Genomic DNA, 14,957 nt, shown 5'->3' with positions numbered 1-14,957 from the left:
ATCCCCGAGGCGGAAGGAGTTGGACGCCGCTTACTAAGGAATCTGGTAAGCGCAGCGTCCTGGCTTGTGCTCAGTGAGGTGTACGGGCTGACCGTCCACCAAGATCGAGCAGTCGTGAGTACCGTGGTGGTCCGTGTAATTCAAGGCCAGGAACTTGCTTCCGGATACTTGTACCGTCTGCGACCACGGCGTAGAAACCCAGGTGGTGTTGCTGGCCGGATACACCGGCGTGCCGGGGTCGGGAATGGCTGAGAAGACGTCACCCGCTCCCAGGACCTGGTACGTCACCGTGTGCTGACCGGACGCTGTCGAGTTGGTTTGTGGCTTCAGTCCGCCGGTGGCGCCGACCCCAGCATTGGCGTTTTCCTGCCACGTTTCGGTGCGCCTCTGCGGGCTGACACACACCGCATCGCCGTCGAATGCCTCGCGCCATACCAACCCCGAGACACACGTCTTGGGTCCGTAAGCGCCTCCACCGGCGTAGCCCTGGCCCGCGGCTGCGGCCGCGTTCTCGGATTGAACTTCCGCCGCGACCGTTGACGAGACGCACACGTTGTCGCCGGGGCGGGCTTGGCGCGGAACCTGGCCGGGGGCGTCGCCGGGAATGCAGCCGCCATTCGCGGAAGCGCTGGGCAGAACGGTCATGCAGCTTGCAAGGACCGCACCGAGCAGCAACGCGGCTAGCGGTGCGGTCCGGTGGTGCTCGTGTCGCGAAGGCCGCTCCGACTCGCGGCGGGGCTCTTTCACGGACGTGGCCTGTGGCGCCGAATACCAAGACATCAGAACAACTCCTGTCGCCATATGCCCTCTGTTCGCTGCTCAACGCTAAGGCGGCCGGGTTCGAGGTGGAATACGGAGTTTCCCTATAAGTTTCGAAGCCGACCTGGGGGCGTCTCGCTATGCGGCATGCTCACCGAGCGCGTCGAAATGTAGTGATTTCCCTGATGCAAAGCCGGCCGCTGCGCCGATAGCGTTGGTCCTCGCGCGTTCAATACAAGCGACAGGGGTTCGATGCGATGCGTATCAAAGCTCGGCAGCTGGCCGCCCTTATTGCTGTGATCTTGGCCGCGGTGGCCGCCACGAGGTCAACCGGCATGACGGAGCCGCGCTCGTATCGGTTGATCTCGACCTCGACGCCTCCCGTGCCCCCCACTCCCTTGGTCCCCAACGACCACGGGTATGTGCGTGTGACCTTGGCATCGCGGGCGATTAGTTGTTCGATCAGCGCCGAACTGGTCGCCTGTCAAACCTCCTCGGACAGCTGGCCTCCTCGCGGCAACGGTCAGCCATTCCATGCCGTGAGCGTCAGCGCCGACGGCAAATTCCAATTCGTCGAGGCTGACCTGGGAGCGCTTGCGGGCAAGGTTGAGCTACAGCCCGGGGCGTACGAGGCGCAAGGCTGGACCGTCGCGGCTACGGGCGACAGCTTCGTCTTCACCAATGACCACACCGGCCATGGCATGGAGGTCAGTACTCAAGCCGCGCGCCCGGTCTAGCTTCGGCCACGGCGGGGAGGGTCGGCTGCCGCGTGCGCTTTCCCGCGCCATGCAGGTTATGGTCCGTTAACTTAGCTGCAGGTGACTCTGCTCCACGAAGCCATAACCGCGTTTTATCTGAGTCGAATCGACCCAGCACCAACCGTTTTTGCAGGGCGGTTCAATCGAGACCTGCGAGCCGTTCGTCAACTTGCCGATCTTGACCGCTACTACGCCGGTCGTGGGATCGGGAACGTCGTTGTGTGCGATGTTGAACACGTCCGCGTCCCCGCCAACCACTTTGGCGAGCTGGTGGACCGGCGCCGGCGGGGGATCTGGTGCGGCTTTCGGCGAGGGTGGTGGCGCCGGCGGGGCTTTTGGCGGCGCCGGCTTACCCAGCACGACGGCGACAACACTCTTGTCCGCTCCGTCGTCCCGAAACATGCCTACGCCGTAATCCTTATTGGCGCAGTCGTGAATGGGGATCCTTTCCTGTGCCACGAGTTCGGATGTGGCTCTGGCCGTGGGATCGTCGCGAACGAGGTTACCGCTCGTGGCGCCCTGGTAGCCGTGGGGATTGATGTGCTCGTAGGCGTCGCTCGGTTGTCTGGCGAGCTGCTGCGCGGCGGCTTCTAATTGACCGGAATACGTCAAGGGTGGACAAGTCGATTCGGCACGTGCGCCGTTGACCGCACCCCGAATCGCGTCGAGAGGATCAGCATGTGCGGCCGGAGTGGCGATGGCTGCCGCCAAGACAACGGCGCCTGCGGACGCTGCTGCGGACGCAAGCGTTATGCGTGGTCGTGATCTGGTCATGGGGCCTCACTCGGTGCAGTTCTCGTCAAGCGGTGATGACGGTTTTGCTGCTGCGTCTGACGATTTGGACGCTATGCCCGATGTGTGTGCCGGCCAATAGGGCATTTCCCTATGGCTATGACACACGGGCCAGTATCGCGGCGTTGCGTCTCTTGTGCGTTAAACGGGCGCGGACGGCCGCGCTCGGCGCGGGTGTAGGGGAACTCCCTATTGATAGCCGCGATCCAAAGCTCCTAGTGTCGAAATTCGTTGGGCCGTCGAGTCACCGGTTCGCGATGTGGGAGGTAAACCATGCGTGCATTTGGCAATAATGGTGCGTCGGTAAGTTCGATCCTGATCCGGCCGCCTCGCCCGCAAGGGATACCGGCCATCGCCGCGGTGTGCTGCGTGCTAGCCGCATGTGGGTCGAACGGTCTGAACGCCGGCGCCGCCGGGGCACCGGCGTCGCAGTCGACCGCCGCCTCCAAGCCGCCGGTTGCGGCACGCATTGACGCCTGCTCTATGGTTGCGCCACAGGAGATTTCGTCACTACTAGGCGCGCCGGCTCCGGGTGTGGCGACGGGCAAGGATCCGCAACAAGCCGACTGCACGTGGCAGAACACCGCGACTGAGGAATCCGTCTCACTCACGATCAGCAACCCCGGCACCGCCCTGAACAACAAGCTTCCAGCGCCGAGCTTCCCGGACACCTCCAGGCCGGGGCCGGACGGGATGCGTTATCTGGGTGGCGGTGAAGTCGAATTCGCTGCCGGCAATCGCGTCAATACGGTGCAGGTCGCAGTCTTGCGGCTCTCGCCCGACGACGCGAATGCCGCTGCGGTAAAACTGGCCCGTGAAATCGCCCCGCAAGTGCCGCGTTAGAGCCCGGATAGCTCGGGGTGCATGTTGTGACGGCTGATGATGTTGCTTCGTCACCGTGTTATCTGGCGGAGTGGTACACCCGCCAAAGCGATGAGCTACTTATCGCGGACATGGCGCAGTCCCTGCGACGATCACTGGCGGCCCTTGCCGCCCAAGCCCATCCCCCTCAGTTGCTCTACGCCGTCTCGGTACCGGAGGACGCCTACATGTTCGGAATCTTCTCGGCCGATTCCGCCGACCTGGTCACCCGAGCCTGTCTGCAGGCGGGCATTCCTGCCGACCGGGTAACGGCAGCTACTCAAGTACCGCCCCTCGGCAGAGCTTAACTGTCAACAGTTTTGGGATGTGGCCGCTAGCGTCGGTGCAGGTGATGTTCAAGGGAGCGCAGGATATGACCGGCGGCGTGTGGCACATCAGGACTGAGGCACTTGCTGGGTAAGTAGTTGGCGCCGAAGGACATTACGCGTCGGTCGACACAGAAACAGTCGGGTCAGTGCTTTGCAAGCACAACCGTGACGACGCTGACATTTCTGTCGTCGTGCCGGACGAAGCCCACGCCGTACACCGTGTTGCTGCAATCGGCGATCGCGTTGTGGGCTTTAGGGATCAGGCTGTCAATGGCTCTGACCGTGGGATCACCGGATGCCAGAAATCCTGTCTGGCCGGGCGCGAACGCGGGACTCTCTGTTCTGGCGTACTGTTGCGCCACGCCTTCAAGTGCGGTTTGGTAGGCCAGCCCTGGGCAGCTGGTTCCGCTGCGTGCCTGAACGACGGCACTCTGTTCCAAATCGAGCCCCGGTCCATGCGCCTGGTTGGACGGCGGAGAGACGGTCGGCGTGGGGTTTTCCGCGCCGAGCACGATGGTCACGACGTCGACACTGCGATCTTCATGTCGGATGAAACCCACGCCATAGTCGGTGTACTTGCAGTCGTGGACGGCACCTTTCGCCTTAGCCATGGCGCTGTCAGCGGCCTTGGCGTACGGATCGCCTGAGCCGAGGAAGGCGACGACGGCGCCCCGGTAGCCGCCTGACTGCACCGGGGTCTTCTCGGTGTTCGCATACTGTTGAGCCGCATTGTCGAGGTCGGCGCGGTCCGTCAGCCCTGGACAGCTGGTGGAACGGCGCTCGTTGTTGACGTATTGCTTCATGTCCTGCTGATCAGCGCGGGCAATCCCCACTGGCGCGCTCACGGAGAACAGGGCGACACCGGTGGCCGCTGTCGTCATGAGGCTCAGAGATACCGAAAGCCGCATTCTCGCCATTGCTTTTCTCCTTTGCCCTGTACTCACGGATCGGTGTGCCGCGCATCAGTCGAACGTTGTGGTCTGCTCCGCTAGCAACTCTCGCGTGTTGGGGGAGAGGAACAAATAAGGAATTTCCCTATTGATCGGCACAGCCAACCAATCGAATCGTGTTGGGTAAGCCGGCGGACCGCGCCGACCTAAGGCTGTCGCTGACGGACTGCCGCGGCGGCCGCGATGAAATCGCGGGCCGGGCGGGAAAGCGGCCGGCCCGAATCCCAGATCATCCCCACGTCGCGGTACGCGTCGGCGTCGGCCAGCGGCAGCACGCTCAACCCCGGTGCGTAGTCGCTGCCGTCGATGGGCATCAGGCCGACGCCCAGTCCGGCGGCCACCAGGCCCGCGGTCGTGGTGAGGTTCGCCGCTTCCAATACGATCCGCGGCTGGAAATGCGCTGCGACACAAAGCTCGTCGAGCAATCGACGCATGCCGAACCCGGGGTGCATGGCCACGACGGGCTCGTCGGCCAGCTCGGTCATGGATACCGACGCACTGCCGGTGAATCGATGCCCCGGCGGGACGGCGATACCGAGCCGCTGCCGAAAGAGGCTGCGCCAGGCGAGAACCGCCCGCCGCGGGCGTGGGGACACCACACCGACGTCGACTTCTCCGGATTGCACGAGGTCGCCGACCGATTCGGCCGCACCCTCCTGGAGCGCGAACGTCACTCGTGGCGATACTTCCTTGAATCCGGCGATCAAGCGCGGCACCACCGTCGCTCCGAACGAACCGAGGAATCCCAACCGGATCTCGCTGACAGCCGGATTGGCCAGGTCGTCGATTGCGCGCCGGGCCGAGTCGAGCTCCGACTGTGCCCGCCGTGCGTGCTCGTAAAAGATGCGGCCATACGTGTTCAGAGATAGTCGCTTGCCGCGGCGATCGAACAGCGCCACGCCCAGTCGCCTTTCCAGGCGCGCCAGCATCCGGGTGAGCGTCGGCTGCGCCAGGTGCAGCTGCTCGGCGGCCGCGGTGACGTGCTCTAGCTCCGCGAGTGTGACGAACCACTCGTAATCGTCGCCCACATGCCACCACCTCTACTTATTCGATTATTGCATAACAGATCAATGAATAATTCATTTCCGTTGTACTGCGCAGGCCGGAAGCATCGTTGCTATGCCTGAGCGCCCCTCTGCCGTCGCGCACCGAGCCGGAACCAGCGGATATCGCCGGCTGACAACGGCGCTGTACGGCGCCGGTCTCGCCAGTTTCGCCGCGATGTACTGCACACAGGCGTTGCTTCCGGCCTTGTCCGCGTCCTACCGGATCACCCCCGCCGTCGCGGCGCTGACGGTCTCGCTGACTACTGGAATGCTGGCGCTGGCCGTCATTCCCGCGAGCGTGGTATCCGAGCGCTACGGGCGAATCCCAGTGATGCTGACCTCCGGCCTGGCGTCCAGCGTGATCGGGCTGTTGCTGCCATTCAGTCCGACGCTCGGCGTGCTGCTCGTCGGCCGCGCGGTGCACGGCGTCGCCCTGGCAGGGATACCCGCTGTCGCGATGGCGTTCCTGGCCGAGGAGGTGCACGCTTCGTCGCTCGGATCGGCGATGGGCCGCTACATCGCCGGAACGACGGTCGGCGGACTGGCCGGTCGCCTCGTCCCGTCGTTCGTTATCGAGGTCAGCAATTGGCGGGTCGCGCTGCTGGTGTGTTCCCTGACGACGCTGGCCGGCACGGTGGTCTTCGCTGTCCTGGTGCCGAGGTCTCAGTTCTTCGAAGCGAAAGAGACGAGTGCGCGGGCCAGCGTGTGTAACCTCGCGGCACATCTGCGAAATCCCTTACTGCTGAAGCTCTTCGCGGTGGGATTCGTGCTGATGGGTGGATTCGTGACCGTGTACAACTACCTTGGCTACCGGCTGACCGCGCGGCCGTTCGGCCTCGCTCCGTCGGTTGTTGGCCTGCTGTTCCTGCTGTACCTGGTCGGCACCTGGACATCGCTGGTCGCCGGGCGGCTCGCCGACAGCAGGGGACGCCCACTCGTGCTCGGAGTCGCCTTGCCGGTCACGATGACGGGTCTACTGCTGACGGTGTCGCACGCCCTGGCCGCGGTAGTGGTGGGCGTCGGCGTCTTCACGGGTGGTTTCTTCGCCGCGCACACCGTGGCCAGCGGTTGGGTGGGCGCGTTGGCGCAAACCGACCGCGCGGAGGCGTCCGCGCTGTATTTATTCAGCTATTACTTGGGCGGATCAGTCGCCGGCGCGGTCGGCGGCCTCATTTACGGCGTCCACGGCTGGCCCGCGGTCGTCGGTTTCGTCGGCGCACTGCTGGTGGCCGGCTCGGGCCTCGTGGCGATGTTGGTGCGGGAGAGCGACTCCCGCACCATTAACCACCTCGTTGCAGCCTTGACCACCCATTATTGATTGCGCCCGGCAGGCGGTTACGGGGCGGGAGGGGTCCCGACGCAAACACCGCCGGCGCAGGCGCCCGCGCCCCCGGGTCCAGCGGAAGCCCCGGCGCCCGGCACACCCGCGCTCGCCCCTCCTGGCCCGGCGCCGGCGCCGGAACCACCCGGTCCGGCGGTCGTGGCGCCACCGGGTCCGGTCTCGGGGCCGCCGCCCGGTCCGGCGGGAGTCGTCGCCGCCGGCGCCGTCGTGGTGACGCTCGCGGGCGTGGTGACGGTGGTGGTAACGGTCGAGGTCGTCGGGTTCTTGTTGTTGTTGTTCGAGCTACATCCGGCGGTGAACGAACTCAGCGCGATTGCCGCGGCGATGCCCGCCGCGACGGCAACACGGCGGACAGTTCCACTTCCGGTCATGTCAACACCAATCTCTAGAGGGGCGATGTCCATAAACCCCTTACCCACTCGGGTCCGAAATCAATCACTCCGCCGGGTCGGTGGGCATGGCGAGCCGCGTGGGGTTCTCGTGTCCACGGAGGGTCACGGTCTCGCCCAAAGACCAACGGGCGCGCTCCTTCTCACCGACCCCTTCCAGCGCGTCGGCCGCCGCGAGCAGTAGGCCCGGGTACGACTTGGCGAGTTCGCACAGCCGGGCCGCCTCATTGACCGGTCCGCCGATCACGGTGTATTCGAAGCGTTCCCTGGCGCCGACGTTCCCGGCCACGACTTGGCCGGCCGCCACGCCGATACCGGCCCGGCACTCAGAGATTTCGTCGTTCAGCCGCTCGGCGATGGCACGCGCGGCGGCCAGCGCTTGCTCTTCGGGGCAGTCCAAATGATTGGGGGCCCCGAACACGGCCAGCGTGGCATCGCCCTCAAACTTGTTGACCAGCCCGCAGTGTCGGTCCACTTCCTCCACGACTATTCCGAAGAATTGGTTGAGCAACTGGACGATCTCCGACGCGGGCCGGCTCGTCACCAGCTTGGTCGACCCGACGATGTCGATGAATACCACCGCCACGTGCCGTTCTTCGCCGCCCAGCTTCGGTCGCTCGCGTTCGGCGGCCAGGGCCACCTCTCGCCCAACGTGCCGGCCGAACAGGTCGCGAACGCGTTCGCGCTCGCGCAGCCCGTCCACCATCGCGTTGAATCCGCGTTGTAGTTCACCGAGTTCGGTCCCGTCGAACACGACGAGGTCGCCCCGCAGATCACCGCGCTCGACACGCCTCAGCGCCGCGCGGACCACGCGCACGGGAGTTGCGGTGAGCCAGGCCAGGATCCACATCAAGAGGCAACCGAAGATGAGCGTGGCGATCGACACGATCAGCACGCCGACGGCGAATTGCGTTTCGGTCAGATTGCGCATCAGGGCTTGGAAGCCGGCCAGGAAGCCAATACCGAGAACGGGCAGGCCCGAGCCGAGGAACCAGACCACCATGGTCCGGCCCATGATCCCCGAGGCGAATCGCCGCGGCGGTGGCCCTGCTTCGAGCGCTTGGGCCGCCGCCGGGCGCAGCGCGAACTCGGCGAGCAGATAACTGCCGGTCGCCACCAAGATTCCGCAGATGCCCACCGCGATGAGGAAGCGCGGGATGAATAGCGTGTTGACCAGTCCGTAAAGCGTCGTCAGGACCGTCGCCCCGACGCCCCACAGGACGAGATCGAAGCGGGCGATGCGCCATGGGGCCAGAAAAGTGTTTCGCTCGTCCTCCCGGTTCGGCGTGCGCTCCTCGATCGCCCAGCGCAGCGATACGACGGTCCTGCGGGTGATCCAATAGGTGCCCACCGCCAGTGCCAGCGCGATATATGCCGGTGATGCCGCGAAGGTGATCCACCACGGCGCGTCGAACACGCTGGGCTGCGGAATGGCGATGGTCACCAGGAGCAGCGCGACGGCGATGCCGATCAGATTGGCGCCCAAGACCAACACCGTCAGGATGACCTGGATGCGAATGCGGCGACGTCGCTGGCTTTCCGAAACGCGTCCCAGCAGCAGCGAGCCGTACGCCGGGGTCTCTGGGAGCCGCCCGCTCTGCCGGGTGACCGTCTCGAGCACCCGGCCGATGCGTTTTGCCAAGCTCTGGTTGGCCGACATGGTGGCGTCAGCCTAATTTGTCGGCCACGCTCTAAGGTGAGTCGGGTGCGTCTAGTGATCGCCCAGTGCACTGTGGACTATGTCGGCCGGCTCACCGCGCATCTTCCGTCGGCCCGCAGGTTGTTGCTGTTCAAGGCCGACGGATCGGTCAGCGTGCACGCCGACGATCGCGCCTACAAGCCGCTGAATTGGATGAGTCCACCTTGCTGGCTCACCGAGGAGCCCGGTGATCAGGTGCCAGTGTGGGTCGTCCAGAACAAGGCCGGGGAACAGCTGCGCATCACCGTCGAGGAGGTCGAGCACGATTCCAGCCACGACCTCGGGGTGGACCCCGGCCTGGTCAAGGACGGCGTCGAAGCCCACTTGCAGGCGTTGCTCGCCGAGCACGTGCAACTGCTCGGCGAGGGCTACACGCTGGTGCGTCGCGAATACATGACCGCCATCGGGCCCGTCGACCTGCTCTGCCGTGACGAGCAAGGCGGTTCCGTCGCGGTGGAAATCAAGCGACGCGGCGAGATCGACGGCGTTGAGCAGCTCACCCGCTACCTCGAGTTGCTCAATCGCGACAGCGTGCTCGCGCCGGTGAAGGGGGTGTTCGCCGCACAGCAGATCAAGCCGCAAGCGCGCACGCTGGCCACCGACCGCGGGATCCGTTGCATCACACTGGATTACGACAAGATGCGAGGAATGGACAGCGACGAATACCGGCTGTTCTGAACCCCGTTAGGCTGGTGACATGGCTAGACGCCGCACACCGCCACGTCGGCAGCGGGCGTCACTGCCTCCCCTGGTGCCGCGCCGCTTGGAGATCGGGCCCGACGGCCACGAGTACGAAGTCCGGCCCGTCGCGGCGGACCGTGCGGTCAAGACCTACCGCTGTCCCGGTTGTGATCACGAAATACGCGCCGGTACCGCACATCTCGTGGTGTGGCCGACCGATTCGACACTCGGGGGAGCTGACGATCGGCGGCATTGGCACACCCCGTGCTGGAGCCACCGCGCCACGCGGGGCCCGACCCGGAAGTGGTCGTGATCAGGCGGCCGGTTCGACCAGCTCGATGAGAACGCCGCCGGCGTCCTTGGGGTGGATGAAGTTGATCCGCGAGTTTGCCGTGCCGCGGCGCGGCGCGTCGTAGATCAACCGGATGCCCTGGGATCGCAGATGCTCGATCACGCTGTCGAGGTCGCCCACGCGAACCGCCATCTGCTGAATGCCCGGCCCGCGCTTGTCGAGGAACTTCGCGATGGTCGAGGAGTCGTCGAACGGGGCCATCAGCTGGATCTGCGCGGTACCGGCCGGTGCGCCGCGCACGGCCAGCATGGCCTCGCGGATTCCCTGCTCCTCGTTGACTTCCTCGTGCACCACGTTCATGCCGAGGTGGTCGTGATACCAGGCGATTGCCGCGTCCAGGTCGGCGACTGCGATGCCGACGTGATCGATCGCCGTCACCAGGCCGGTGGCCAGGATCTGACGGGCGTCAACTTGATCGGTCGTCATCACATAAAGGTAACCTGGCGGCAAAGATTGCGCTTCTCCGGGAGGCCGAATCGGCCGTCCACGGACCCCTAGGAGGTTTTCATGACGACGTCGGTGATCGTTGCTGGAGCGCGCACGCCGATCGGCAAATTGATGGGTTCGCTGAAGGATTTTTCGGCCAGCGACCTGGGTGCCATCGCGATCGCCGGCGCGCTGGAGAAGGCTTTCCCGAATGTTCAAGTGCCGGGTCGCCTGGTCGAGTACGTGATCATGGGGCAGGTGCTGACGGCCGGGGCCGGCCAGATGCCCGCGCGCCAGGCGGCCGTTGCGGCCGGCATCGGCTGGGACGTTCCGGCGCTGACCATCAACAAGATGTGCCTGTCCGGCATCGACGCCATCGCGCTCGCTGACCAGCTCATTCGTGCCGGCGAGTTCGACGTGGTGGTGGCCGGGGGCCAGGAGTCGATGACCAAGGCGCCTCATTTGCTGATGGACAGCCGGGCGGGTTACAAGTATGGCGACGTCACGGTCCTCGACCACATGGCCTACGACGGTCTGCACGACGTGTTCACCGACCAGCCGATGGGCGCGCTCACCGAGCAGCGCAACGACGTGGACCAATTCACCCGCCAGGAGCAGGACGAGTTCGCTGCGCGGTCGCATCAGAAGGCGGCCGCGGCGTGGAAGGACGGCGTCTTCGCCGACGAAGTCGTGCCGGTCAACATCCCACAGCGCAAGGGTGATTCGCTGCAGTTCACCGAGGACGAGGGGATCCGCGCCAACACCACCGCCGAGTCGCTGGCCGGGCTCAAGCCGGCCTTCCGTCGCGATGGCACCATCACCGCCGGTTCGGCGTCGCAGATTTCCGACGGGGCGGCCGCCGTGGTGGTGATGAACAAGGCCAAGGCAGAAGAGCTCGGCCTGACCTGGCTGGTCGAAATCGGCGCCCACGGTGTGGTGGCCGGGCCGGACTCCACTCTGCAGTCGCAGCCCGCCAACGCGATCAAGAAAGCCCTCAGCCGCGAGGGCATCTCCGTCGACCAGCTCGACGTCGTGGAAATCAACGAGGCGTTCTCGGCGGTCGCGCTGGCATCGACCCGCGAACTCGGGTTGGATCCCGAGATCGTCAACGTCAACGGCGGTGCGATCGCCGTCGGGCATCCCATCGGCATGTCGGGCGCTCGGATCACGCTGCATGCGGCGCTGGAATTGGCCCGCCGCGGCTCCGGCTACGCCGTCGCCGCCCTGTGCGGCGCGGGTGGCCAGGGCGACGCGCTGATTCTGCGGGCAAAGTAGCTCGCCCGGGGGCGCTCGCGCCCACGCGCGAGGTTGCTGGCTCCTGACGTGCGGGAATTTTTGTGATCTTGGTCATATGCCCGGTCGGGGCCCGTCCATGCGCCCTCTGGACTGGCCCGGACGTCCTCGCCACCGGGTGGATAGGTCACCGATGCGCATGACAAACTTGACGACGTGACGCGTCCGCGACCCTCGATAGGCCCGGCGATGGCCGGTGCGGTCGACTTATCCGGCCTCAAGCAGCGGGCCCAGCAACAGCCGCCGGCCGGCGCGACGGGCGCCGGTGCAACGCCGGCCGCTGAGGCCGGTCCTGGCGTCACCGCGATCACCGAAGCCAATTTCGAAACCGAAGTCCTGCTCCGGTCCGAGGAAGTGCCGGTCGTGGTGCTGCTGTGGTCGCCACGCAGCGACGCATGTGTCCAGCTCGTCGACATCCTGTCCGGCCTGGCCGCCGAGGACAACGGCAAGTGGTCCCTGGCCACGGTCAACGTCGACGTGGCGCCAAGGGTGGCCCAGATATTCGGTGTCGACGCGGTGCCGACCGTCGTGGCTCTGGCCGCCGGGCAGCCGCTCTCCAGCTTCCAAGGGATGCAGCCGCCCGAGCAGTTGCGGGGCTGGGTGGACTCGCTTCTCTCTGCGACGGCCGGAAAGCTCAAGGGCCCAGGCGGTTCCGCGGACCCCGACGAGGTCGACCCCGAGCTGGCCGCCGCCCGTGAACAGCTCGAGGCGGGTGATTTCGAGGTGGCGAGAGCCTCGTATCAAGCGATCTTGGATGCCAATCCGGGCAGCGTCGAAGCCAAGGGCGCGATCCGGCAGATCGACTTCCTCAAGCGCGCCACCACCCACTCGCCGGATGCCCTCGCGGCCGCCGACGCGGCACCGAGCGACATCGATGCGGCCTTCGCCGCCGCCGACGTGCAAATCCTCAATCAGGATGTGAGCGCGGCCTTCGATCGCCTGATCGCTTTGGTGCGCAGCACATCTGGGGACGACCGGACCAAGGTGCGCACCCGATTGATCGAGCTTTTCGAGCTTTTCGATCCTGCCGACCCCGAGGTCGTCGCCGGACGGCGCAACCTCGCCAACGCGCTCTACTGACGGCCTACTCGGGCTCGAGCCACAAGGCCGAATTGGGCGGAAGCACCAGCACCGCCGATGCGGGTCGCCCGTGCCACGGGTCCTCGGTGGCATCGACACCACCCATGTTGCCGATGCCGGTCCCGTTGTAGTCGGTGGCGTCGGTGTTGAGCACCTCGCGCCAACGGCCGGCGGACGGCAGGCCGAGCCGGTATCCGCTGTGCTCGTTGCCGGCGAAATTGAAGACGCAGGCCATCACGGAGCCGTCGCTGCCGTACCGCAGGAAGCTCAACACGTTGTTGGCCGAGTCGTTGGCGTCGATCCAGGAGTAGCCGTCGGGGACGGTGTCCTGGCTCCACAGCGCGGGGTGGTTGCGGTAGATGTCGTTGATGTCGCGCACCAGACGCAGCACGCCGTTCGAGAAGCCTTGTTCGTCGAGCTGCCACCAATCCAGGCCGCGTTCCTCCGACCACTCGGCGCGCTGGCCGAATTCCTGGCCCATGAACAGCAATTGCTTGCCGGGGTGCGCCCACTGGTAGGCGAGCAGGCTGCGCAGCCCGGCCGCCTTGACGTGGTTGTTGCCCGGCATGCGGCCCCACAGCGTGCCTTTGCCGTGCACGACCTCGTCGTGGCTGATCGGCAGCACGTAGTTCTCGCTGAATGCGTAGAGCATCGAGAACGTCATCTCGTGGTGGTGGTAGTTGCGGTAAATCGGGTCGCGGCTGATGTAGTCGAGCGTGTCGTGCATCCAGCCCATATTCCACTTCATCGAGAAGCCAAGGCCGCCAAGGTTGGTCGGGCGCGTGACACCGGGCCACGACGTCGACTCCTCGGCGATGGTGACGATGCCGGGGGCCGACTTGTGCACCGTGGCGTTCATCTCCTGCAGGAATTGCACGGCCTCCAGGTTTTCCCGCCCACCGTAGATGTTCGGCGTCCAGCCGCCCTCGGGGCGCGAGTAGTCCAAATACAGCATGGAGGCAACGGCGTCGACCCGTAACCCGTCGACGTGGTACTCCTCGAGCCAATACAGCGCGTTGGCCACCAGGAAGTTACGCACCTCGGCGCGCCCGAAATCGAAAACGTAAGTGCCCCAGTCTAGTTGCTCGCCACGCTTAGGATCGGCATGTTCATAAAGCGGGGTGCCGTCAAACCGTCCCAACGCCCATGCATCTTTCGGGAAATGCGCCGGCACCCAATCAACGATGACGCCGATGCCGGCGTTGTGCAGCGCGTCGACCAACGCCCGGAATTCGTCGGGTGTGCCGAACCGCGATGTCGGCGCGTAGTACGACGTCACCTGGTAACCCCATGACCCGGCGAACGGGTGCTCGGCGACCGGGAGCAACTCGACGTGGGTGAACCCATGCTCGACCACATAATTGGTCAGCTCCTCGGCCAGTTGCCGGTAACCGAGTCCGGGCCGCCACGAGCCGAGGTGGACCTCATAGGTGCTCATCGGCTCGAACACCGGGTTGAGCTGAGCGCGCCGTTCCATCCACTCGGCGTCCTGCCATGTGTATTCGCTGCGCGTCACGCGAGACGCGGTGTGCGGCGGCACTTCGGTGGCGAACGCCATGGGATCGGCGCGGTCGGTCACGACGCCGTCGGCGCCATGCACGCGAAACTTGTACAGGCCGTTGGCGGGGAAGTCGGGCCAGAACAGCTCCCACACGCCCGAGGAGCCCAGCGACCGCATGGGTGCATCGTTGCCTGTCCAGCCGTTGAACTCGCCGATCAGGCTGACGCCCTTGGCGTTGGGCGCCCACACCGCGAACGACACGCCGTTGACGACGCCGTCGGCCGTGGTGAACGAACGAGGGTGCGCGCCAAGGACTTCCCAGAGTCGCTCGTGACGGCCCTCGCCGAACAGGAAGAGGTCCACCTCGCCCAGGGTGGGCAGAAATCGGTACGCGTCGGCGACGGTGTATGGCTCGGAACCCTCGTATTTCACCTGCAGCCGGTAGTCGATCAGGTTGGTGAAGGGCAGCGCCACGGCGAACAGGCCGGACTCGATGTGCTCCAACGGGAAACGGTCGTCTCCGACGAGCGCCACGACCTCGACCGCATGCGGGCGGAACGCCCGGATGACGGTGTGGTCGGTGTACTCGTGGGCGCCCAGGATCCCGTGCGGGTTGTGATGCGTGCCGGCCAGCAGGCGCGACAAGTCGGCGGGGTCGGGCGCCAGGTGCGTCCTGGCGAGTTGGTCTGCTTGGCTCAT

The 14,957-nt window shown here is 65.6% G+C and carries 15 protein-coding genes; 7 read left to right on the top strand and 8 right to left on the bottom strand.

Translation table 11 applies throughout. The features are described from left to right. Nucleotides 1-33: 33 nt before the first annotated feature. On the bottom strand, nucleotides 34-645 hold the full coding sequence (locus A5697_RS26325) for a hypothetical protein (protein WP_067951011.1): 612 nt from the start codon (nucleotides 643-645) through the stop codon (nucleotides 34-36). A 449-nt stretch (nucleotides 646-1,094) separates the two neighbouring features. On the opposite strand from A5697_RS26325, the gene A5697_RS26320 reads away from it, so the two are divergent. Next, nucleotides 1,095-1,496 carry a hypothetical protein gene (locus tag A5697_RS26320; protein ID WP_156673461.1) on the top strand — a complete coding sequence of 134 codons (402 nt, stop codon included), beginning with the start codon at nucleotides 1,095-1,097 and terminating at the stop codon, nucleotides 1,494-1,496. 66 nt (nucleotides 1,497-1,562) lie between these two features. On the opposite strand, the gene A5697_RS26315 is transcribed toward A5697_RS26320, so the two are convergent. Then, on the bottom strand, nucleotides 1,563-2,228 hold the full coding sequence (locus tag A5697_RS26315) for a CAP domain-containing protein (RefSeq protein WP_156673460.1): 666 nt from the start codon (nucleotides 2,226-2,228) through the stop codon (nucleotides 1,563-1,565). 615 nt (nucleotides 2,229-2,843) lie between these two features. Between A5697_RS26315 and A5697_RS26310 the strand changes: the two genes are divergently transcribed. Then, a complete protein-coding gene (locus tag A5697_RS26310) occupies nucleotides 2,844-3,152 on the top strand; it encodes a hypothetical protein (protein ID WP_067951006.1) in 309 nt (102 codons plus the stop codon). A 490-nt stretch (nucleotides 3,153-3,642) separates the two neighbouring features. On the opposite strand, the gene A5697_RS26305 is transcribed toward A5697_RS26310, so the two are convergent. Both A5697_RS26305 and A5697_RS26300 read right to left on the bottom strand, forming a co-directional pair. Continuing rightward, nucleotides 3,643-4,416 (bottom strand): hypothetical protein, encoded by a 774-nt coding sequence (locus A5697_RS26305; RefSeq protein WP_156673459.1) that lies wholly within the window; start codon nucleotides 4,414-4,416, stop codon nucleotides 3,643-3,645. A gap of 179 nt (nucleotides 4,417-4,595) precedes the next feature. Then, nucleotides 4,596-5,477, bottom strand: coding sequence for a LysR family transcriptional regulator (locus A5697_RS26300; RefSeq protein WP_068012679.1), 882 nt, complete (start codon nucleotides 5,475-5,477; stop codon nucleotides 4,596-4,598). Nucleotides 5,478-5,568: 91 nt separating this feature from the next. Here A5697_RS26300 and A5697_RS26295 point away from each other — a divergent pair, with 91 nt between their 5' ends. Further along, nucleotides 5,569-6,813 (top strand): MFS transporter, encoded by a 1,245-nt coding sequence (locus A5697_RS26295; RefSeq protein WP_197501124.1) that lies wholly within the window; start codon nucleotides 5,569-5,571, stop codon nucleotides 6,811-6,813. Between the two features lie 17 nt (nucleotides 6,814-6,830). Here the strand turns inward: A5697_RS26295 and A5697_RS28210 are convergent, their stop codons facing one another. Next, nucleotides 6,831-7,208, bottom strand: a complete 378-nt coding sequence (locus A5697_RS28210) for a hypothetical protein (RefSeq protein ID WP_197501123.1) — start codon at nucleotides 7,206-7,208, stop codon at nucleotides 6,831-6,833. 64 nt (nucleotides 7,209-7,272) lie between these two features. After that, nucleotides 7,273-8,886, bottom strand: coding sequence for an adenylate/guanylate cyclase domain-containing protein (locus tag A5697_RS26290; RefSeq protein ID WP_067950999.1), 1,614 nt, complete (start codon nucleotides 8,884-8,886; stop codon nucleotides 7,273-7,275). Between the two features lie 45 nt (nucleotides 8,887-8,931). On the opposite strand from A5697_RS26290, the gene nucS reads away from it, so the two are divergent. Further along, nucleotides 8,932-9,603: an endonuclease NucS gene (gene nucS, locus A5697_RS26285; RefSeq protein ID WP_067950998.1), complete on the top strand. Its 672-nt coding sequence runs from the start codon at nucleotides 8,932-8,934 to the stop codon at nucleotides 9,601-9,603. A gap of 19 nt (nucleotides 9,604-9,622) precedes the next feature. Further along, complete coding sequence (locus A5697_RS27490; protein ID WP_082953606.1) at nucleotides 9,623-9,919, top strand: hypothetical protein; 297 nt, start codon at nucleotides 9,623-9,625, stop codon at nucleotides 9,917-9,919. Here the strand turns inward: A5697_RS27490 and mce are convergent, their stop codons facing one another. Further along, nucleotides 9,920-10,387 carry a methylmalonyl-CoA epimerase gene (gene mce / locus A5697_RS26280; RefSeq protein ID WP_082953605.1) on the bottom strand — a complete coding sequence of 156 codons (468 nt, stop codon included), beginning with the start codon at nucleotides 10,385-10,387 and terminating at the stop codon, nucleotides 9,920-9,922. A gap of 78 nt (nucleotides 10,388-10,465) precedes the next feature. Here mce and A5697_RS26275 point away from each other — a divergent pair, with 78 nt between their 5' ends. Continuing rightward, nucleotides 10,466-11,659, top strand: a complete 1,194-nt coding sequence (locus tag A5697_RS26275) for an acetyl-CoA C-acetyltransferase (RefSeq protein ID WP_067950994.1) — start codon at nucleotides 10,466-10,468, stop codon at nucleotides 11,657-11,659. A 174-nt stretch (nucleotides 11,660-11,833) separates the two neighbouring features. After that, the gene (locus tag A5697_RS26270; RefSeq protein WP_068012675.1) at nucleotides 11,834-12,757 is read left to right on the top strand and encodes a tetratricopeptide repeat protein; all 924 of its coding nucleotides are present in this window, start codon (nucleotides 11,834-11,836) and stop codon (nucleotides 12,755-12,757) included. Between the two features lie 4 nt (nucleotides 12,758-12,761). Here the strand turns inward: A5697_RS26270 and glgB are convergent, their stop codons facing one another. Then, the gene (gene glgB, locus A5697_RS26265) at nucleotides 12,762-14,957 is read right to left on the bottom strand and encodes a 1,4-alpha-glucan branching protein GlgB (RefSeq protein WP_067950991.1); all 2,196 of its coding nucleotides are present in this window, start codon (nucleotides 14,955-14,957) and stop codon (nucleotides 12,762-12,764) included.

The sequence above is a fragment of the Mycobacterium sp. E3251 genome, from assembly GCF_001666835.1.
GTDB lineage: Bacteria > Actinomycetota > Actinomycetes > Mycobacteriales > Mycobacteriaceae > Mycobacterium.
The sequence above is the reverse complement of the archived record's forward strand: the minus strand, read 5'-3'. Positions and strand labels throughout refer to the sequence as shown.

What these genes read in the sequence shown, in the direction of transcription:
- A5697_RS26325 (WP_067951011.1), bottom strand. Translation starts at nt 645, where the DNA reads ATGACCGTTCTGCCCAGCGCTTCCGCGAATGGCGGCTGCATTCCCGGC.
- A5697_RS26320 (WP_156673461.1), top strand. Translation starts at nt 1,095, where the DNA reads ATGACGGAGCCGCGCTCGTATCGGTTGATCTCGACCTCGACGCCTCCC.
- A5697_RS26305 (WP_156673459.1), bottom strand. Translation starts at nt 4,416, where the DNA reads ATGGCGAGAATGCGGCTTTCGGTATCTCTGAGCCTCATGACGACAGCG.
- A5697_RS26295 (WP_197501124.1), top strand. Translation starts at nt 5,569, where the DNA reads ATGCCTGAGCGCCCCTCTGCCGTCGCGCACCGAGCCGGAACCAGCGGA.
- A5697_RS28210 (WP_197501123.1), bottom strand. Translation starts at nt 7,208, where the DNA reads ATGACCGGAAGTGGAACTGTCCGCCGTGTTGCCGTCGCGGCGGGCATC.
- A5697_RS26290 (WP_067950999.1), bottom strand. Translation starts at nt 8,886, where the DNA reads ATGTCGGCCAACCAGAGCTTGGCAAAACGCATCGGCCGGGTGCTCGAG.
- A5697_RS27490 (WP_082953606.1), top strand. Translation starts at nt 9,623, where the DNA reads ATGGCTAGACGCCGCACACCGCCACGTCGGCAGCGGGCGTCACTGCCT.
- A5697_RS26275 (WP_067950994.1), top strand. Translation starts at nt 10,466, where the DNA reads ATGACGACGTCGGTGATCGTTGCTGGAGCGCGCACGCCGATCGGCAAA.
- glgB (WP_067950991.1), bottom strand. Translation starts at nt 14,957, where the DNA reads ATGAGCCAAGCAGACCAACTCGCCAGGACGCACCTGGCGCCCGACCCC.